The sequence below is a fragment of the Streptomyces sp. NPDC085481 genome, assembly GCF_044541845.1.
Lineage (GTDB): Bacteria > Actinomycetota > Actinomycetes > Streptomycetales > Streptomycetaceae > Streptomyces.
This window is the reverse complement of record NZ_JBITTJ010000012.1, coordinates 1-17571: the sequence shown is the minus strand read 5'-3', so window position 1 is coordinate 17571 and position 17571 is coordinate 1. Positions and strand designations below refer to the sequence as shown.

Annotated in this window: 18 protein-coding genes, 1 tRNA gene and 1 pseudogene; 9 read left to right on the top strand and 11 right to left on the bottom strand. The window is 73.1% G+C overall.

Annotated features, from left to right (window positions below):
* Window positions 1–58: 58 nt before the first annotated feature.
* From ACIGEZ_RS23860 to ACIGEZ_RS23840, 5 genes are all read right to left on the bottom strand, one after another.
* Window positions 59–1756 carry a S8 family peptidase gene (locus ACIGEZ_RS23860; RefSeq protein ID WP_399834675.1) on the bottom strand — a complete coding sequence of 566 codons (1698 nt, stop codon included), beginning with the start codon at window positions 1754–1756 and terminating at the stop codon, window positions 59–61.
* Between the two features lie 633 nt (window positions 1757–2389).
* Window positions 2390–3238, bottom strand: coding sequence for a GNAT family N-acetyltransferase (locus ACIGEZ_RS23855; protein ID WP_399834274.1), 849 nt, complete (start codon window positions 3236–3238; stop codon window positions 2390–2392).
* A gap of 264 nt (window positions 3239–3502) precedes the next feature.
* Window positions 3503–4396: a hypothetical protein gene (locus ACIGEZ_RS23850; RefSeq protein WP_399834272.1), complete on the bottom strand. Its 894-nt coding sequence runs from the start codon at window positions 4394–4396 to the stop codon at window positions 3503–3505.
* A complete protein-coding gene (locus ACIGEZ_RS23845; protein ID WP_399834270.1) occupies window positions 4393–5397 on the bottom strand; it encodes an SPFH domain-containing protein in 1005 nt (334 codons plus the stop codon). Before ACIGEZ_RS23845 ends, ACIGEZ_RS23850 begins: the two co-directional genes overlap by 4 nt.
* Before the next feature lie 50 nt (window positions 5398–5447).
* The gene (locus ACIGEZ_RS23840; protein WP_399834268.1) at window positions 5448–6242 is read right to left on the bottom strand and encodes a MerR family transcriptional regulator; all 795 of its coding nucleotides are present in this window, start codon (window positions 6240–6242) and stop codon (window positions 5448–5450) included.
* A gap of 115 nt (window positions 6243–6357) precedes the next feature.
* On the opposite strand from ACIGEZ_RS23840, the gene ACIGEZ_RS23835 reads away from it, so the two are divergent.
* Entirely contained in the window at window positions 6358–6972 is a 615-nt protein-coding gene (locus ACIGEZ_RS23835) for a DUF4188 domain-containing protein (protein WP_399834266.1), read from the top strand.
* A gap of 39 nt (window positions 6973–7011) precedes the next feature.
* Here the strand turns inward: ACIGEZ_RS23835 and ACIGEZ_RS23830 are convergent, their stop codons facing one another.
* Together ACIGEZ_RS23830 and ACIGEZ_RS23825 are read right to left on the bottom strand one after the other, a co-directional pair.
* A complete protein-coding gene (locus ACIGEZ_RS23830) occupies window positions 7012–8172 on the bottom strand; it encodes a DMT family transporter (RefSeq protein WP_399834264.1) in 1161 nt (386 codons plus the stop codon).
* Window positions 8169–9131, bottom strand: a complete 963-nt coding sequence (locus ACIGEZ_RS23825) for a phosphatase PAP2 family protein (protein ID WP_399834262.1) — start codon at window positions 9129–9131, stop codon at window positions 8169–8171. Before ACIGEZ_RS23825 ends, ACIGEZ_RS23830 begins: the two co-directional genes overlap by 4 nt.
* Window positions 9132–9299: 168 nt before the next feature.
* On the opposite strand from ACIGEZ_RS23825, the gene ACIGEZ_RS23820 reads away from it, so the two are divergent.
* The 3 genes from ACIGEZ_RS23820 to ACIGEZ_RS23810 all read left to right on the top strand — a co-directional run bounded on the left by ACIGEZ_RS23820 (window position 9300) and on the right by ACIGEZ_RS23810 (window position 11962).
* The gene (locus tag ACIGEZ_RS23820; protein ID WP_399834260.1) at window positions 9300–9920 is read left to right on the top strand and encodes a TetR/AcrR family transcriptional regulator C-terminal ligand-binding domain-containing protein; all 621 of its coding nucleotides are present in this window, start codon (window positions 9300–9302) and stop codon (window positions 9918–9920) included.
* A gap of 29 nt (window positions 9921–9949) precedes the next feature.
* Window positions 9950–10327 (top strand): DUF488 domain-containing protein, encoded by a 378-nt coding sequence (locus ACIGEZ_RS23815; RefSeq protein ID WP_399834259.1) that lies wholly within the window; start codon window positions 9950–9952, stop codon window positions 10325–10327.
* A 354-nt stretch (window positions 10328–10681) separates the two neighbouring features.
* A complete protein-coding gene (locus tag ACIGEZ_RS23810; protein ID WP_399834257.1) occupies window positions 10682–11962 on the top strand; it encodes a cytochrome P450 in 1281 nt (426 codons plus the stop codon).
* Here ACIGEZ_RS23810 and ACIGEZ_RS23805 read toward each other — a convergent pair.
* On the bottom strand, window positions 11952–12521 hold the full coding sequence (locus tag ACIGEZ_RS23805; RefSeq protein ID WP_399834255.1) for a DUF309 domain-containing protein: 570 nt from the start codon (window positions 12519–12521) through the stop codon (window positions 11952–11954). The genes ACIGEZ_RS23810 and ACIGEZ_RS23805 overlap by 11 nt on opposite strands.
* A gap of 116 nt (window positions 12522–12637) precedes the next feature.
* Here ACIGEZ_RS23805 and ACIGEZ_RS23800 point away from each other — a divergent pair.
* A tRNA-Pro gene (locus tag ACIGEZ_RS23800) sits at window positions 12638–12711 on the top strand.
* A gap of 200 nt (window positions 12712–12911) precedes the next feature.
* Here ACIGEZ_RS23800 and ACIGEZ_RS23795 read toward each other — a convergent pair.
* Window positions 12912–13256: a winged helix-turn-helix transcriptional regulator gene (locus ACIGEZ_RS23795; protein ID WP_399834253.1), complete on the bottom strand. Its 345-nt coding sequence runs from the start codon at window positions 13254–13256 to the stop codon at window positions 12912–12914.
* 78 nt (window positions 13257–13334) lie between these two features.
* Between ACIGEZ_RS23795 and ACIGEZ_RS23790 the strand changes: the two genes are divergently transcribed.
* The 3 genes from ACIGEZ_RS23790 to ACIGEZ_RS23780 all read left to right on the top strand — a co-directional run bounded on the left by ACIGEZ_RS23790 (window position 13335) and on the right by ACIGEZ_RS23780 (window position 15682).
* Window positions 13335–14000 (top strand): NADPH-dependent F420 reductase, encoded by a 666-nt coding sequence (locus ACIGEZ_RS23790; protein WP_399834673.1) that lies wholly within the window; start codon window positions 13335–13337, stop codon window positions 13998–14000.
* Window positions 14001–14145: 145 nt separating this feature from the next.
* Window positions 14146–14910, top strand: a complete 765-nt coding sequence (locus tag ACIGEZ_RS23785) for an SAM-dependent methyltransferase (protein WP_399834250.1) — start codon at window positions 14146–14148, stop codon at window positions 14908–14910.
* Between the two features lie 226 nt (window positions 14911–15136).
* Complete coding sequence (locus ACIGEZ_RS23780; RefSeq protein ID WP_399834249.1) at window positions 15137–15682, top strand: GNAT family N-acetyltransferase; 546 nt, start codon at window positions 15137–15139, stop codon at window positions 15680–15682.
* A 141-nt stretch (window positions 15683–15823) separates the two neighbouring features.
* Here the strand turns inward: ACIGEZ_RS23780 and ACIGEZ_RS23775 are convergent, their stop codons facing one another.
* Window positions 15824–16120 (bottom strand): hypothetical protein, encoded by a 297-nt coding sequence (locus tag ACIGEZ_RS23775; protein WP_399834247.1) that lies wholly within the window; start codon window positions 16118–16120, stop codon window positions 15824–15826.
* A gap of 559 nt (window positions 16121–16679) precedes the next feature.
* Between ACIGEZ_RS23775 and ACIGEZ_RS23770 the strand changes: the two genes are divergently transcribed.
* The gene (locus ACIGEZ_RS23770) at window positions 16680–17132 is read left to right on the top strand and encodes a hypothetical protein (RefSeq protein WP_399834245.1); all 453 of its coding nucleotides are present in this window, start codon (window positions 16680–16682) and stop codon (window positions 17130–17132) included.
* Window positions 17133–17174: 42 nt separating this feature from the next.
* Here ACIGEZ_RS23770 and ACIGEZ_RS23765 read toward each other — a convergent pair.
* Window positions 17175–17333, bottom strand: a pseudogene (locus ACIGEZ_RS23765) (DUF6193 family natural product biosynthesis protein); the annotation flags it as partial.
* Window positions 17334–17571 lie beyond the last annotated feature (238 nt).

Sequence of the window (17571 nt, the reverse complement as noted above, 5' to 3'; positions counted from 1 at the left end):
TTCGCTGACCAGCAGTGATGCTGGTGTGGGGGGTGGGTCGGAAGGTATTCCGGGTGGATCAGAAGGTCAGGCTCCAGCTGTCGATGTAGCCGGTGTCACCCGAGGCCACATCGCGCACCTGGAGCTTCCAGGTGCCGTTCGCGACCTCGCTCGACGCGTCGACCGTGTAGGTCGCGAGCACGTTGTCGGCGCTGTCGGAGCCGGAGGAGGCCTTCAGGTTGCGCACGGTGCCGTCGGGGGCGATCAGGTCGATGACCAGGTCCCCGCGCCAGGTGTGCTTGATGTCCACGTCGACCTTGAGGGCGGCGGGCGCGTTGCCGGTGCGGCCGGTGACGGCGATCGAGGAGGACACGGTGGTGTTGTCCGCGATCGCGACGTCGGTCGCGTTGGTGAAGACGTTGCCGGCCGGCGGGGTCGTGGTGGTGACCGCGTCCACCGCCTTGGCGGAGTCGGCGATGCCGGTGCCGCAGCCGCCGGTGCAGGTGCCGGGCAGCGGGCGGGCGGTGGTCTTGATCGCCGACTCGATCTCGGCCGGGGTCAGGGCCGACTTGGCCGACTTCAGGAGCGCGGCGAGACCGGCGATGTGCGGGGCCGCCATCGAGGTGCCCTGGTAGGGCTTGTAGGTCTCGGTCGACTGGACGGTCGCGCCGGAGTTCAGCGTGGAGTAGATGCCGTTCTCGGGCGTGGTCACGGTGCCGGGCGTGTCGGTGGCGCGACGGGTCTCGCCGCCCGGGGCCGCCACGTCCACGATGGAACCGTAGTTGGAGTAGTACGACCGGTTGCCCTCGCGGCTGGTCGACGCCACCGTGATGACGTTCGAGCAGTTCGCGGGAGTGAAGCCGGACGCGTTGGCGTTGCTGTTGCCCGCGGCGACGACGACGGTGGTACCGCGCGAGACGGCGCCGTTGATCGCGTTCTGGTAGACGCTCGGGCAGGTGGCGCTGGCGCCGCCCAGGCTCATGTTGATGACCTTGGCCGGGGTCGGGTTGGCCGGGACGCCGGGCACGGTGCCGCCGGACGCCCAGGTGATCGCGTCGGCGATGTCGGCGGACGAGCCGCCGCACTTGCCGAGCACGCGCACGGGCTGGATCTTCGCGTTGTACGCGATGCCCGCGATGCCCTTGGTGTTGCCCGTGACCGCGGCGATGGTGCCGGCCACGTGGGTGCCGTGCCAGGAGGAGTTGGAGGCGGTGGAGCCGGTGCCGCACTCGCCGGCGGTGGCGTTCCAGTCGCCCTCGTCCTTGGCGTCCGCGTCACGGCCGTTGCCGTCGCGGGCGTCGGCGGAGGTGGAGATGAAGTCGTAACCGGAGACGACGTTGGTCGCCAGGTCCGAGTGGGCGGCGTAACCGGTGTCGATGACGGCCACGGTGACACCGGAGCCGGTGGTCTTGTCCCAGGCGGTGGGGACGTTCATGCCGCCGGTGGGCTCGAAGAGGTCCCACTGCTTGGCGTAGTCCGTGTCGTTCGGGGTGACCGCCATCGGGTACGCCCGGATGTCGGGGTCCACGGAGGCGACCTGCGGGTCGGCGCGGAAGGCCGCCATGACCTCGGCGACGTCCTGCTTGCCGGCGGAGTCGCCCAGGTCGACCAGCGCGGCACCGCCGGCCAGGCGGCGCTCGAAGGAGAGCTTCTCGCCGGTCTTGGCGGCCTTGTCGGCCGCGTCGGACTTGGCGGCCGCGTTCGAGCCGGCCTCGGCGGACGAGGGCTTGTAGGTGACGATGACCTTTTCGACCGGGGCGCTGGGCAGCGCGGTCATCGCCTGCGAAGCCGGGACCGGCTTCGGGGTGGCAGCGGCCGGGACGGCGGCGAACGCCCCGGAGGTGGTGGCAGCGGCACCGAGGATCGCGGCGCTCGCGACCACCACGGATATGACTCTCCGCCTGGAACCGTTCAAGGTGTGGCCCTTTCGAGTACGACGTGAGTGGAGCAGTGGCGGCGGCGCGGGTACCTCGGGGCGATGTGGGGTCACGGTCCGCGGTTCCCTGGGCGTGGGGGCCCGTGCGCCGCCACCGGCGCGACGGCCCGGGTCAAGGCCGCCCCCGGCGGACACCACCATCCGTTCTCATGCACCTGACAGGTGTGAGGCGGGCGATGGGATCTGCCGGTGCGGCAGACAGTAGGGAACGCCGAGGTGAACTCGATACGGGGAAAACCCTTGTCACCCCTCGGGGGTGGGAGGGGGAGGGGCGGGGGGTGCCGGGGTGGGCGTCCGCGGGGGCACGGGACGGGCGGTGCGGAGGCGCGCGGCGCCGTGCGACGGGTGGCCCGAGCGGGCGCCCGGGCGCGGCGGGACGCGGCCCGGTAGTGGCCCGATGGCGACGCGAGGGGTGTACGAGGGTGGGGGCGAGGGTCGGGGCAGGGCGCCCGGGGGTTTGCGAGCCCTGCCGGGTCAGCCGAGTTCGAGGGTGGTGACGCCGAAGACGCGGTCCTGGGCGATCGGGCGGATCGGGCCCGTGTACATGCGCGCCGTCTCGAACGTGGGCTCCAGACCCCGCTCCTCGGCCAGGCGGGCCGCCGCCGGGTTCGCCTCCGGCATGTCGATCGCGACCCGTGCCGAGCCGAACGCCCGGGCCTGCGCGGCGAGTGCGTCCAGGAGCGCGGCCGCGTCGGCGGCGGTGTCCGCGAACAGGGGCCCGATACGGGCCTCGTCCTCGGCGGGACGGACCACCCCGTACCCCGTCGGCCGGCCGTCGGTCAGCCGGGCCAGGGCCCGGTGCCCGGGAGTGGTGAGCCAGGCCGTCAGGAACCGCGGCCGGTCGGCGGGATGGCAGGTGTTGTCGTACGCCGCCAGGGCGGCCGGATCCACCCGGTCCGCCGCCACCACCCCCGCCACCGGCCCGTCGGCAACCGGTACTTCGCCGACATACCGGGCGGTGCGGTAGGCGGGGGCGAAACCGGAGCGACGGTAGTTGTCCTGCTGGTCCGGCACCCCGTCGAGCCCGACCGTCCGGCCGCCCGCGTGCGTGAGCGCGGCCCGCCAGGTCGCGAGGCCATGGCCGAGGCCGCGCAGGTCGGGGCGGACCAGGTAGAACCCCAGGAAGGAGTAGTCGTCGCTGTAGTTCACGACCGAGATGGCGGAGACGGGCTCCCCGTCGATCCGGCCCAGGAAGAAACCCTCCGGATCCTGCGCGAAGAACGCCCGCGCGTCCGCCGCGCCCGGGTTCCACCCCTCGTCGGCTGCCCAGCTCCGTACGAGCGCCCAGTCCTGGAGGGAGGCCGGGGCGATGTGGAGGGTCATGGGGGTCCCTTCGGCGATAGGGGCGGGGGAGGAGGAGGGGGCGGGGGAGGAGCAGGGGTCGGGGGAAGGACGGCCGAGCATAGTGGTGCGGACCCGCCCGCCTTCTCCCGATCGTCACTTTCAGGCCGTCTGGCGAGGCCGTCCCCGCCCGTCGTCGGGCCGCGCTCCACCTCCCCGTGCCGCCCTCGCACCCTGGCGCCCCGCCCCGTCGTAGGACCGCACTCCGCCTCCCCGCGCCGCCCCGGCCCCCGGCGCCCCGCCTCCTCACCCCACCAGCCGCAGCCCCGTCTCCGCGACCCCCACCCGGACCGACTGACCCCACGTCAACTCCAGCGCGTCCGACTCCATCCCGTCCCCGAACGCCACCAGCCGGTCCGACTCGACCACCACGCGCAGCGCGTCCCCGGCGTCGAGCAGGCCCTCCACGTGCGCGGTGCCGGAGCTCGGCGACGGCCAGGCCTCCCGTACGGTCCAGGCGAGTTGCGGCGCGGCCGGAGCGGGCAGCGGCAGCGGGCTTGAGCGCTGGTGCCAGAGCGAGCGGAGCCAGCCCGTCGCGCCCGTGCCCGTTCCGACCAGCACCCCGGAGGACGCCTGCCGCTCGGGCGGTCCGTGCGGGTCCTGGAGGGTGTAGCGGGCGGTCTGGTGGCCGGGCGGACCCACGTAGATCTCGTTGAGCGCGAGCAGCCGCTGCGCGTCGTCCGTGACCGCCTCGACCATCGTCAGCAGGTCCACCGCCGTCCGCACCCCCGTGACGGACGGCAGCAGCCTGCGGGCGTCCGCCGGGCGGTGGCGGACCAGAACACCGGGATTGCGCCCGGGATCGCCGTCGATCCCGACCACCGGCTGCCCCGTAAGGTACTTGGCCACGTTGGCCACGAGCCCGTCCTGCCCGACGACCACGACCACGTCCTCGGGCCCGAAGAGGAACCGGTCGAGGTCGGCCCGTTCGACTCTGGCCTGCCGCCATTGCAGCGGCACCGCGGCCGCCACCTCGGCCAGGGCCCGCCGGGTCCGCTCGTGCCGCTCGCGGACCTCGTCCACCGAGCGGCCCCGCGCCGCCAGGAAGAACGCGGCCTGCCCGTGCGTCCCGTGCCGGGCGAGCAGCTCCTCGTACTCCGTGGTCCGGTGCACGAGCACCGCCCGCGGGGCCAGGCTCACGCGCCGGTCCCCCCGCCCAGCCTGGCGAGCAGTCCGGTCAGCACGTCCGGCGACAGGGTGAGGTGCTCGATCCTCGGCAGCTGCTCGGCCGCCTTCGTCGCGGCCAGCGCGTGCAGCGTGGCGGGGGCGACCTCCGCGTGCGCCCGGAGCCACGCGGTCTGCGCCTCGGCGCGCGCCGCGCCGACCTCGCGCGCCGCCTCCGCCTCGGCGCGGGCGAGCCGGACCTTGCGGGTGGCCTCGGCCTCGGCCCGTACGGCGTCCGCGGCGGCACTCTCCTCGGCCTCGCGTCGCGCGTTGGTGCCGCGCTGGTCGACGAGCCGCTCCTCCTGGCGGGCCAGTTCGATCTTGCTGGCCAGCTCGTTCTCGGCGATGGCGCGTTCCCGTTCCACGGCGACGGCCCGCCGCTCGTAGGTGGCCCGGTCGGCCTCCTGCTGGATCTGTTCGCGGGCCGGGGTGCGCAGGGCGCGTTCGACGTCGGGCTCCGGGCGCAGGGCGACGACGCGTACGGCCACCACCTCGATTCCGGTGTCCGGGAGCCGGGGCTCGGCGGCGAGTCCGGCCGCGATCCGGTCCCGTACCGCCGCGACCCCGTCGACGAGGGCCTCGGCGAGCGGGATGCGGGCGAGCACGTCGAGGGCGTGCTGCTGGGCGCTCTCGGTCAGCAGGGTGGCGATCTGCTCCAGTGGGGTGCCGCGCCACACGCCCGTGTCCGGGTCGATGGAGAAGTCGAGCCGGGTGGCCGCCGCGCCGGGGTCGCCGATCCGGTACGTGACGGTCGACTGGACGCTGATGTCCTGGAAGTCGGCGGTACGGGCGTGGAAGGCCATCGCCAGCTCGCGGTCGTCGACCGGCACCTCGGAGACGGCGGCGGACAGGGCGCGGAACCAGAAGCTCAGCCCCGCACCGTCGTGGACGAGCGCTCCGCGCCGCTGGTGGCGGATGTGCGCGGTGGGCGCGGAGCGCAGATGGCGCCAGCCGGCCCGCCGGGTGATGTCGGCCATGGGACCTCCCTTGTCGTCACTGTGACGATATGGGCCCCCGGGGGTTGTCGTCAAGATGACGAAATTGAGCGACCGGTGGTGTCCTGGACCGCCTCTGCCGGGCTCGGCTCACCCTGGTCCGTCTCTCCCCGGCCTGCCTCTTCCCGGCCCACCCCTCCCCGGCCCACCCCTCCCCGGCTCGGCTCCTCCCCGGGGTCGCCCGGGCCTGCCATGCGCAGCCGGACCGTGGCGTCCTCGTGGGCGAGGCGGCGGAGGGCGAGGATGACGGGTTCGTAGAGGGTGGTGTAGGCGACGGCCGCCTCGATCGCCTCCTCCAGGGTCCGGTACTCGTCGACCACCGAGGTCTCCTCCTCGGCGATCGGCCGCATCGCGAGGGCGTATCGGCGAATGAGGTCCATCCCGCCGCGGTAGCCCAGCGAGCGAATGCTCACGACGGCGCGGGTGAGGGCCGCGATCGCCGGGGCCTCGTCGTACACCCGCCAGTCCAGCTCGGCGAGCAGTGCGCGTACCTCGCCGTGGACCTCGTCCCACAACTCCCGTGCGGGGTCGGTGTCCTCGGGCGGCTCGATGCGCGGGCCGAGCATGTACATGGCGATGCCGAGCTGCTGGTGCCGGCCGAAGGCCGGGTCCTCTGCCACCGCGAGCACGTCCCTGGCCTGCTGGACGGTCATGCCGCCCACCGTGAGCAGCGCCCTGACCAGGCGCAGCCGGCGCAGATGCTCTTCGCCGTAGTCGGACTGCCGGGCCGTGACCGGGGTGCCGGGCGCGAGCAGCCCCTCGCGCAGGTAGTACTTCACCGTCGCGACCGACACGCCGCTACGGGCGCTCAGCTCGGAGAGGCGCACGAGGGATCCACCGTTCCTGTTCCGTTCCCGCCGTCTCGACACGGCTCCACGGGAGTTCTACTCTGCGACCCAAGGATAGTCGGCCTATCCAATCAATCGTTGGGGGACGGAACGCATGGGACGACTCGGCTTCACCGACGGACTCCGGTTCTTCACCGTGCCCGAGTGGCACCGCGGCGCACCCGACACCCGGGCGGAACGCCGCCGGCCGCGCAGGGGCCGCTTCATGGCCGTCAACACCGAACCCGTCGCCGTCTTTCTCATCGGCACCCGGATCAACCGCTGGCGGTCGGTGCGCGGCTGGCTGCCCGTCGTCATGGCGATGCCCGGCATGATCAAGGAGCTCGCCGACGACCCGCAGAGCGGCTTCCTCGGCTACCGGATGCTCCTCGGGCCCCGGTTCGGCGAGGTGATGATCGTGCAGTACTGGCGCCGTGCCGGCGACATCCGCGCGTACGCCGGTGACGCCGGCCGCCGCCACCACCCGGCCCAGAGTGCCTTCTGGCGCCGCTACTTCTCCAGCAACGGCGCGGTCGGCATCTGGCACGAGATCTACTCGGTGCGCCCGGGCGCCTACCAGACGCTCTACGGCGACATGCCCCCGACCGGCATCGGCGCGACGGCGGGCCTGGAGCCGGCCGTCCCCCGCGAGAAGGGCGGTTACGAGACCTCCGCCGAGCCGGTCTACGCGGCGCAGATCAAGGACGACGGGCCGCGGGCCGCGGGCTGAGCCCCGGTCCGGCCGAGTCCCGGGTGGGCGGCCGGCGCCTCAGCGCGCCGGTTCCGGCTCCGGCGAGGGTGCGGGCAGGGTGTCGCGTACGAGCGGGGTGTCCGGTACGGCCACGGCGGCCGTGACGACGCGGGGCTCGGGCTTCCCGACGACGGCTTCAGGCCTGGGCCGGGGGCGAGGCGAGGGCACCGCTCCGACCAGGCCGGTGGTGGCGTCGGCAGGCCCCGCAGGCGCTTCCACACCCGCATCCGCTGCCGCGTCCGGCTCCGCCACCGCTTCTGCCACCGCTTTCGCCACCGCACCCGCCGTCGCGTCCGGCTCAGCCGTCGGGGTCTCCGTGCCGAAGCCCGTCGTGAGCAGCACCACCCCGCGCGCCGCCACCAGCGAGGCCACGGCCGCGACCAGCCAGCCCCAGGCGCCCGCCCGGAAGGTCTCGCCGAGCAGGGCGACGCCGATGACGGCCGCGGCGGCCGGGTTGGAGAGGTTGACCACGGCGAGGGGCGCCGCGAGCCCGCCGCGGTAGGCGGCCTGCGAGAGCAGTAGCCCGCCCACCGCGAACGCGGCGATCATGACCGCCAGCAACGCCGTCTGCCACCAGCCCGTCGGCCCGCCGGGCAACTCGCGGGCGAGCGCGGCGGTCAGCGTCTGTGTCAGCGCCGAGGCGACACCGGAGGCCACGCCCGACGCGGTCGCGTGGCCGAGCCCACGGCCCCGCGCCGCCGTGCCCATCCGGGCATTCGAACGGGAGGCGAGCAGCCCGATCAGGAACAGGGTCGCTGCCGTGACGACGAGGGCCTCGCGCAGGTTCAGCGCCTCGCCGGGAGCGGCGGGACCGGTCACCGCGACGAGCCCGACCAGGCCGGCCAACGTCCACAGTGCCCCCCGCCACTCGGCCCGGGTGACCCGCCGGTGCGCCCCGTACGCGCCGATGGGCAGCGCCGCGACGAGCGTCAGCGCGCCGAGCGGCTGGACGAGGGTGAGCGGCCCGTAGTGCAGCGCGGCCACGTGGGCGAGCGCCCCGGCGGCGTTGAGGCCGACCGCCCACCACCACTGAGGGCGGGCGAGGAGTCGCCGGAGCGCGCCGGGTCCGCCCGCGGACGCGGAGGCGAGGCGGGACTGGGCGACGGCGGCCATGGCGTAGCCGGCGGCGGAGACGAGCGAGAGGAGGACCGCGAGGACGGTCCCGGCGGCCGGGCTCATCGGAGGGCTCCCACGGTGGCGGGGGTGCCGGCGACGGCGGTCGCGGCGGCGGGAATCCCGGGGTGTGTGGGCGGCGCGACGGCCGTGGCCAGGGAGGCGGTCGCGGGCGCCGTCACGACGGAGGCGGTCGCGGGCGTCGCCACGGTTGCGCCCACGGCCGTGGTGGCCGGCGTCCCGCCCGTACGCGGCGCGAGCGGTCGCGCGTCCGGCTTGCGGTCCGGGTCCGGCGTCGGCACGACCAGCAGTGCGAGGGCGAGGAGCACGGCGGCGGCGATCGCGTCGAACCAGTAGTGGTTCGCGGTGCCGACGATCACGAGCAGGGTGAGCAGCGGGTGCAGCAGCCACAGCACGCGCCAGCGCGACCGGGTCGCGGCGATCAGGCCGATCGCGACCATCACCGCCCAGCCGAAGTGCAGCGACGGCATCGCGGCGAACTGGTTGGCCATCGAGTCCGCCTCCGGCGTCGCGCCGTACACGGAAGGCCCGTACACCTGGGCGGTGTCGATCAGGCCGCTCGTGGCGAGCATCCGGGGCGGCGCGAGCGGCATCAGCAGGTGCAGCGCGAGCGCGGCCGCGGTCACCAGAGCGAGGACCCGGCGGGACCAGACGTAGTGCGTGGGGCGGCGCCAGTAGAGCCAGACGAGGAAGGCGAGGGTGGCCGGGAAGTGCACGGCCGCGTAGTACGTGTTGGCGGCGCGGACCAGGTCGTCGCCGTGCAGCAGTAGTTGCTGGATCGTTCCCTCGCCGGGCAGGTGCACCGCGCGCTCGGCGTCCCACACGCGGTCGGCGTTGTGGAAGGCGCGGGTCTCGTGGCCGTTCGCGAAGAGCCGGCCGAACTTGTAGACGAGGAAGAGCGCGGTGACGAGCAGCAGCTCGCGTACGAGAGGCGGTCTGGGGGTAGCACTCGCCCCCGGTCCTGCAGGACGTGATCTCCGTATCCCGCGTATCCCGGCAGCCATGGCTCGGCCCCTTTTTCCGTCAAATCGGACAGCAAACGGAGGAACTCTAGATCCGAATTCATCGAGACGCAAGCGTCTCGATACGTTTGCGTCTCGATTGTGCACCCCCTACTCTCGGATGTGCAGAGACAGGTCCGCTTGGCGTACGGGATGTCCGGGAGGAAATCGATGTCCACACAGGCCGCGACCGCCGCCGCCCGCCGCAGCAAACTCACTCCCGAACGCGAGGAGGAGCTGTACGAGGCGGTCCTCTGCCTGCTGCGCGAGGGCGGCTACGACTCCGTCACCATGGAGGGCGTCGCGGCCCGCACGAAGTGCGGCAAGGCCACGCTCTACCGTCAGTGGGGCACCAAGCCCCGGCTCGTCACCGCCGCCCTCGACAAGCGCCGCTGCGCCGTCTTCACCGGCATCGACACCGGCACCCTCGTCGGCGACCTGCGCGAGGCCGCCCGCCTCGCCGCCTCCCACCGCGACCGCGACGCCGAACTGATGGAGGCCGTCAGCCAGGCGTACATCCAGCACCCCGACCTCCGGGCCGCGCTGCGCGAGACCGTCATCGAGCCGGAGGTCGCCGCCATCGACGCGATGCTGCGGCGCGCGGTCGAACGCGGCGAGATCGCGGCCGGCAACCCGGCCATCGGCTTCGTCGCCCCGTCCTTCCTGGGCATGCTGCGCATCGAGCGCCTCTTCGAGGACCGCTTCACCGATCCGGCGACCATGCGGACGTTCGTGGACGCGGTCCTGCTGCCGGCCCTCGGCGCGGGCGTGCGGGACGACTCCGAGGTGTGAAGCCCCCGGCCGTCCGGCACCCTGAAGCCATGGCCCACACGTCACCGCCCCGGATCCGCGTGCGCCGGATCTACGAGCCGCCCGAGCCCGACGACGGACTGCGGGTCCTGGTCGACCGGCTCTGGCCGCGCGGGATCTCCAAGGCCGACGCGCACATCGACGAATGGCCCAAGGCCCTGACCCCGTCGACCGAGCTGCGCCGCTGGTACCACGGGCAGGACGGACAGTACGAGGAGTTCCGCCGCCGTTACGAGCGCGAACTCGCCGAACCCGCCGCCGCCGAGGCCCTGTCCGACCTGCGCACCCGCGTCACGCAGGGCCCGGTCACCCTCCTCACCGCGGCCAAGGACCCTTCGGTGAGCCACACCGTGGTGCTCGTCGAGGTCCTGGAGTCGCCCCCGGCCTAGGGTCCGTCCGGGGCGCGCCTTTCGGCGCCGCTTTCGGGCCACCTCCCGGCAGGGCTCTGTTCACGGGCGCGCGCCCGGGCCACGATGGCGGCAGCACGGCCGGCACTCCCCACCCCCGCCGCACCACGAGGCAGCCACCCGCGACGCACGCACCTGCAACGCTCGCACCTGCAACGCACGCACCTGCAACGCACGCACCTGCAACGCACGCACCCGCGACGCACGCACCCGCCACGGACCCACCTGCAACGCACGCACCCGCGACGCATGACCCGCCACGGACCCACCTGCAACGCATCCAACCGCAACGCCCATCCCCTTCCGCCCCGCACCCCCGCCGTCAGGAGGCGCCGCGTGGACCCGGCCCAGCAGAAGCGTCACGACCTGCGGAAACGTCACGACCTGCTCGACGAGCTCCAACGCGACCCGTATCCCCTCTACGCCCACGCCCGCCGCACCGAAGGGCTGACCTTCGTCCCGACCCTCGACGCCTGGCTGGTATCGCGTGACGCCGACATCCGCGAGGTGCTGCTCCGCCCCCAGGACTTCTCCTCCGCGCAGGCGCTGCGCCCCGACGTGGTCCCGTCGCCGGCCGCGCTCGCCGTGCTCGGCAGCGGCTTCGCCCCCCGGCCCACCGTCGTCTCCACCGACGGTCCCGCCCACCGCCGCCACCGCGCGCCGCTCAACAGCGGTCTGTCGGCGGCCAGGACCGCCGCCCTCACCCCGTACATCGCGCAACAGGCCGACACCCTCGCCGAAGCCTTCGCCGACGCGGTCGCCGAGCACGGCCACGCCGACCTCATGGCCCACTACGCCCGCCGCCTGCCCGGCGCCGTCATCGGCCGGCTCCTCGGCCTCGACCCGGCCGACGTGCCCGCCGCCGTCCACGGCTCGTACAGCGCGGAACGGCTCCTCTTCCGGCCGCTGCCCGAGGACGAACAGACCGCCGCGGCCGAAGACGTCCTCGCCCTGCAGCACCTCCTCGACCGCTACGCCCGCGACCGGCGCACCAGGCCGCGCGAGGACCTGACCAGCGCCATGGTCGCCGCCCTGGCCCCCGACGCCGGACTGGGCCCGGGCCCGCGCGAACTCACCGCGGACCAGCGCTGCGAGCTGGTCTCCAACCTGCAGAACCTGCTCATCGCCGGCCACCTCACCACCACCGCCCTCATCGGCACGACGGTCCTCCACCTGCTCCGCCACCGCGACCAGTGGGAACTCCTGTGCACCCGGCCGGAGCTGATACCCGCCGCCGTCGAGGAGGCCGCCCGCTACGACACGGCCGTCCAGGGCTTCCGCCGCACCACCACCCGCCCCGTCACCCTCGCGGGCACCGAACTGCCCGCCGGCGCCACCGTCTTCGTCGCGTACGGCTCCGCCAACCGCGACCCGGCCCGCCACCCGGACCCCGACACCTTCGACATCACCCGCCACCGGCTGGAGCTACGGCACCTGTCCTTCGGCCACGGCCCGCACGGCTGCCCCGGCTCCCAGCTGGCCCGCACCCAGATCCGCGCCACCTTGGAGGCCCTCACCCGCCGCCTCCCCGGCCTGCGGCTCGCCGACGACCACCCGGTCGTCATGCGGCCGACCCTCATCCACCGCTCGCCCGAGGAGCTCCGCCTCACCTGCTGAGCAGCAGCCGCGGCGCCTCCGCCGCGGCATCCGGCACCCCCGCCCCGCCCGCCTCCACACGGGCGGCCAGCTCCCGCGCCCACGCCACGACCCCGGCGACGTCGATCCCGTAGGTCTCCGCCCCGGCGCCATCACCCCCGTACATCCCAGCCCCGGCGCCATCACCCCCGTACCCCTCCGCCCCCACTGCCGCGTACCGCTCGACCCGGCCGGCCCCGCGCCGCAGCAGCCGCGCCCCACCGGTCGCGTTCCCCCGCGCCGCATGCGTCAGCCCCACGGCCAGCTGCGCGAGCCCCTGCCACAGGTCCCGCTCCCGCTCGGGCCCCGACTTCCAGGCGTCCTCGAACACCTCGTGCGCATGGAACGGCATCCCGGCATCCAGCAACCGCTGCGCCTCCCGCACCGTCTCCCCAGGCGTCCGCACCACCCCCTCGGGCTGCCGTGGCACCCCCTCGACCCCATAGGGCAATGGCCGCCCCAGCCCGTCCCGCGGCCGCGCACTGCGCGCCCGCCCGTCGAGATCCCTGTCCCTGCCGTCCCCGCCGCGCTCGCCGTCCACCCGCCCATTGTCCGCCGCGGACCACGGTGACGCCCCGTGTGCTGATCCACCCGATGAAGTGAGGTAATGTTCTCTTGCACGCCGCCACCGGGGACTCACCCGGGGGAGCCGGGCACCGGGACGTGGCGCAGCTTGGTAGCGCACTTGACTGGGGGTCAAGGGGTCGCAGGTTCAAATCCTGTCGTCCCGACTGTGCGGAAACGCAGGTCGGAGGCCGTTCTCTCATCCATGGGAGGGCGGCCTTTCGTGTGTCCGGGGCCATGGTGGGCACAGTCGCCCGGGACCGGAGGTGGCGGTGGTGCGAACGGTCACGGCCGGCCGGCAGCCAGGTGGTGGTCGGCAGCGGGAAGGCGTATGGGCCGGGGAGCAGGGTTGGTCCGGGCAGGCTCCTCACCCGCCATGGCGCTCCTGGGCGGCCATGATTTCGTCGCCGTGCTCGAAGGCCCACGCGCCCAACGCGTCGATCGGCCCGAGCAACGTCTGCCCCAGGGGTGTGAGGGCGTAGGTGACGCGGGGATTCCGGTCGGTCCGGCGTTCGACGAGCCCGTTGAATTCCAGGCGCCGCAGGGTCTCGGTGAGGACCTTGGAGCTGATTCCGCCGATCCGCTCGCGGAGTTCGCCGTGGCGGCTCGGTCCGTCCCGGAGGGACCAGAGGACCACGGAGTTCCAGGTGTTGGCGAGCAGGTCGAAGGCGAGTCGGGCGCGGCAGTCGGCCAGGTACGCGTCGGAGTTCACTTACCAGATGGTGCCCGACCGCCTTCCTAGTGTCGTCGACGAGGGCGCCGGAAACGGGCGCGGAGAGGGGAGATGACGATGAGGATCGGCGTGTTGGGGACGGGGAACATGGCTCGGGCTCTCGCCGGGCACTGGGTGCGAGCGGGACACGAGGTGCTCGTGGGAGGCCGCGACGAGCGGAAGGCGCATGGCCTCGCGACCCGGCTGGGCGGCGACACGCGGTACGGGAAGCTGAGCGAGGCGGCCGGTTTCGGCGAGGTCGTACTCGCCGCGCTCCCCTTCGGCGTCGGGGCCGAAGTCGTCGCCGGTGTACGGGAGCAGTTGGACGGGCGGGTTCTGATCGACTGCTCCAACCCGGTCGGCCCCGGGTTCCGGCTGCTGACGGACGGTGACTCCTCTGCGGCGTCGCGGCTGGCCGGGGCGGCACCGGGCGCGCGGGTCGTGAAGGCCTTCAACCTCTGCCACGAGGGTGTGTGGGGGATGACCCCGCCGGTCTTCGACGGGCGCCCCCTGGCCGTCCCGCTCTGCGGTGACGAAGCGTCGGCGCTCGCCCTCGTGGAGCTGCTGGTCCGGGACGCGGGCTGCGTGCCCGTGGCCGGTGGCGGCCTCGACCGGGCGGCTCTCCTCGAGGCGACGGCCGCGCTCTTCATCGGACTGTGGGTCGGGGAGGGCGCGGACGCCCAGGCGATCGCACCGCCGCTCGCGTTCGCGACGGGTCCCGGAGGGGAGGGGGCGGACGCCTAGCAGGTACGGCCCCCTTCGTCGGCCGGGCAACTGCGGCCTCCTGGCCGCCGCCGCGGGCGGGCGCGGGCCCTCCCCGGCGGCTGTCGCGTCCCGCGCGTCACAAAGGGCTTGTGTCCGCGCTTGCGGTGGGCTTGAGTGCGTCACCGTGACCGCATTGAACGATCTTGTGCGCCCGGACCGCTACCCGCGCTCGTCCCGCTACGACCCGGCCTGGCTCGTCGGCCTCGACATGGGCCCCAACCCGCTGTGGCTCCTGGAGGACCTGGTCCGGAACCTCGAACTGCGCCCCGGCATGCGGGTCCTCGACCTGGGCTCGGGGAAGGGCGCCACGTCGGTGTTCCTCGCCCGCGAGTACGGCGTCGACGTCGTCGCCGCGGACTGGTGGATCCCGGCCGAGGACGCGGCCGCCGTCTTCACCGAGGCCGGGGTCGCCGACCGGGTGGAGGCGATACGGACCGAGGCGCACGTCCTGCCGTTCGAACCGGAGAGCTTCGACGCGATCGTCAGCATCGACGCGTTCGAGTACTTCGGCACGGCGGACAACTACCTGCCCTATCTGACCGGCTTCCTGCGTCCCGGCGGCCAACTGGGCATCGCCACGCCCGCCATGACCCGGGAGGTCCGCGAACTCGGCGCGATCCCAGCCCACGTCAAGCGTGTGGTCGGCTGGGAGGCCATGGCCTGGCACACCGCCGAATGGTGGCGCTTCCTGTGGGAGATCACCGGGCTCGTGGACGTCACCTCGGCCCGGCTCCAGGAGGACGCCTGGCGGGACTGGCTGCTGTGGACACGGGTCTGCGCCGCGCAGCACCCCGACGGCCTGGCGGTCCACCAGCCGGTGATCGACATGCTCACCGAGGATGCCGGTGAATACCTCTCCTTCGCCCTGGTGACCGCCCGCAAGAAGTGACCCGGACTTCACGCGAGACCGCCGCCGTGCGTGCAGCCCGCCTCGGGAGGTGTACGGCCGGCGTCGTCTGTTACGGTCGCACCGGCGCGCGGGATGCCCGCGAACACGGCTCCGGATCAGGGAGGTTGATGAATATGGCCGTCACCGGCCCTCTTCAGCATGCCCATTTCCGGTCCGCGCGCTGACGCGACGCGGTCCGGTCGTTCCGAACGACCTGGAGACAACCGTGCGTTTAGCACTCTCGAAGGACCTCACCGAGCTCACCACCGAGCGGCTGGTGCTCCGCACCTGGACGGCCGAGGCCGTCGCCGCCGTCCTCGGCGGCACCGACCCCGACCGTCGGCCTGCCGACTGGGCCGCCGACTTCCCCGCCGACGGCGACCGCGTCATCGCGGGACTCCTCAACGGCAATCCCGACTGGCTCGGCGCGTACGGCCACCGGCTGATCGCCGAACGGGGCAGCGGCATCGTGGTGGGCTCCATCGGCCTCTTCTGGCCTCCCGCCGGAGGAGTCCTCGAGCTGGGGTACGGCGTCGTCGCCTCCCGCCAGGGCCGCGGCTACGCCACCGAGGCCGCGAGGGCGCTCGCCCGGTTCGCCCTGGCCGCGCCAGGGGTCGACACCGTGGTCGCCGGCGTCGAACTGTCGAACCCGGCCTCCGCCCGCGTCCTGGAAAAGGCCGGCTTCGAAAGGTTCGAGACCACGGGCGCCGAGGACGGCGGTGAGCTGGCTCGCTACCGGATGACCGCGACGCCGGAGCTCCGGCAGCCATAGGCCGTGCGGGCCGGCGGAGGGGCACCGCCGGCCTGACGCGCGGCCTGGCCACCCGCTCATGTGAGGAGGTTCTGTGGCATGCCCGGTAGTCCAGAACGGCCTGGACAGGCAAGGTTGTGCGACAGCCTCCTCGATCGAGAGTCAGGTACCGGAGTTGTCGACGAACCCCACGATATCGAGAAATTCGATGGTGGGCGGGGCGCCATAAACCCCCGTCACCTTGTCGACGAGCTCCTCCGTGAAGAAGGCGCGGCCTTTCGCCTCGTCATCCCACACGTAGAAGTTCCTTGCCCGAGTGCCGTCTTCGTCGAGCATGAAACTCTTGAGGCGAAGTCCGGCCATGCCTTCGAAAGGTCCTCGGAGTTCACTGGCAATCTTTGCGATAGTTGAACGATCGAACTTTTCGGTCTGCGTGAAAGTCACGAGCACACCGATCATCGGGCCTCCTATCGATCGAGTGATGCTAGAGGCGGAGCCTATTACATGCGGCCGTAATTTCTGGTCATGAGGACGCGAGTCGGAGGTGCGGCTCACGTTCGGCGATGCGGGCCAGGAGTGCGCCCCGACGACCGGGAAATAGCCCCCTGCCTCCCCGAGGGCTTGGCGGCAGCGACGCGCGGATGTCCTCCACGAATTCCGAAGCCGATTCCGCGTACGGATCGTCGGTTTCCCCGCCCTTCTCCGCCGCCGGCGCGTCCAGCTCCTCCTGCGGGCTCGCCGGTGCGGCCGAGGTCTCCGTGGTCGGCTCGACCGGCACCTCCGTCGGCGGAACCCCGGCCACGGCCGTCGTCGGACCCGGCCGGCGGACCCCGACGGGGCCGGCGTCCGCCCGCTGCCGGCCGAGTAGGTCTTCGGAGGCCCGTCCTCAACCCCGTCACCGGACGGCTCGGAGGCTGGAAGGCAGCGGGTGCACGACGGCGGCTGATAGATGATGCTTGATGGTGAGGGGGTCGTGCGAGGGGGCGTGGCACGACCAGGCCCCTGAAGGAGGCCTCCTATGCCTCTGGCCGTTCAGATCATCCTGTGCCTTGCCGCCCTGGTGCTGGTGGCAGGAGTGGTCGGTGCGCTGCTGGTGTTTCCCCAGCACGCGTCCCAGGCGCCGTTCGCCTCTCGGGAGCGGGTCCGGTCGCTGGCCGGCCTGCTGGCCGTCCTCGTCAGCGATACGGCGATCGTCATGGTCACGATCTGGGGCGTGGACAAGCTCGGCGGGCTCAAGGCGCCCGAGGCCATCGCGCTCGTGACGGGAGCCTTCACGGCCGTGAGCACCATGACCACCGCCTACCTTGGGATCAAGGCGGTGTCCAACACCGCCCAGGTGCTCACGCAGAGCCAGCGGAGAGAAGACGGGGGCGGTGGACGTGGCGGCGATCCCGGTCCCGATGGCCCCACCGCCGACCCTCCCCGCCAAGAGCGGGGAAGGGCACGTCGATGGGGGTCTCGTCGAGGCTGAGACGGCCTTGCCTCCGTCGTAGGCGGCGCCCCGCGCACGCGGTCAGACGCGGCCGGCGCTGCCGAGTACGGCCGGCCCGCACTCCTCCGGGAGGTTGGCGACGACCAGGGCGAACGCCTCCTCCAGGGTCTCCGCCCGGCCGATCGTGCCCACGCCCTTGGGGCCGCGTACCCAGAACCGGCCGTCCGCCCCTCGCGGGTGGACCTGGCCCCCCCTTTCCCCGTACGCAAGGCTGTTCGCGGAATGCGACGGCGAACACCTTGTCGCGGAGGCCGTAGTTGATCAACGTGAGCAGCCGCTGGGGAATCGCGACGCGTGCGGACGAGGAGGGGCCGACCCGAGTGGGCGGTTTCTAGCGGTCGTTGCAACACACGGTTGTGTTGATCAAGCCGTGAGCAGTTTATGCAGGCGCTCGGCTGGGGTTTCCCAGCCGAGCGTT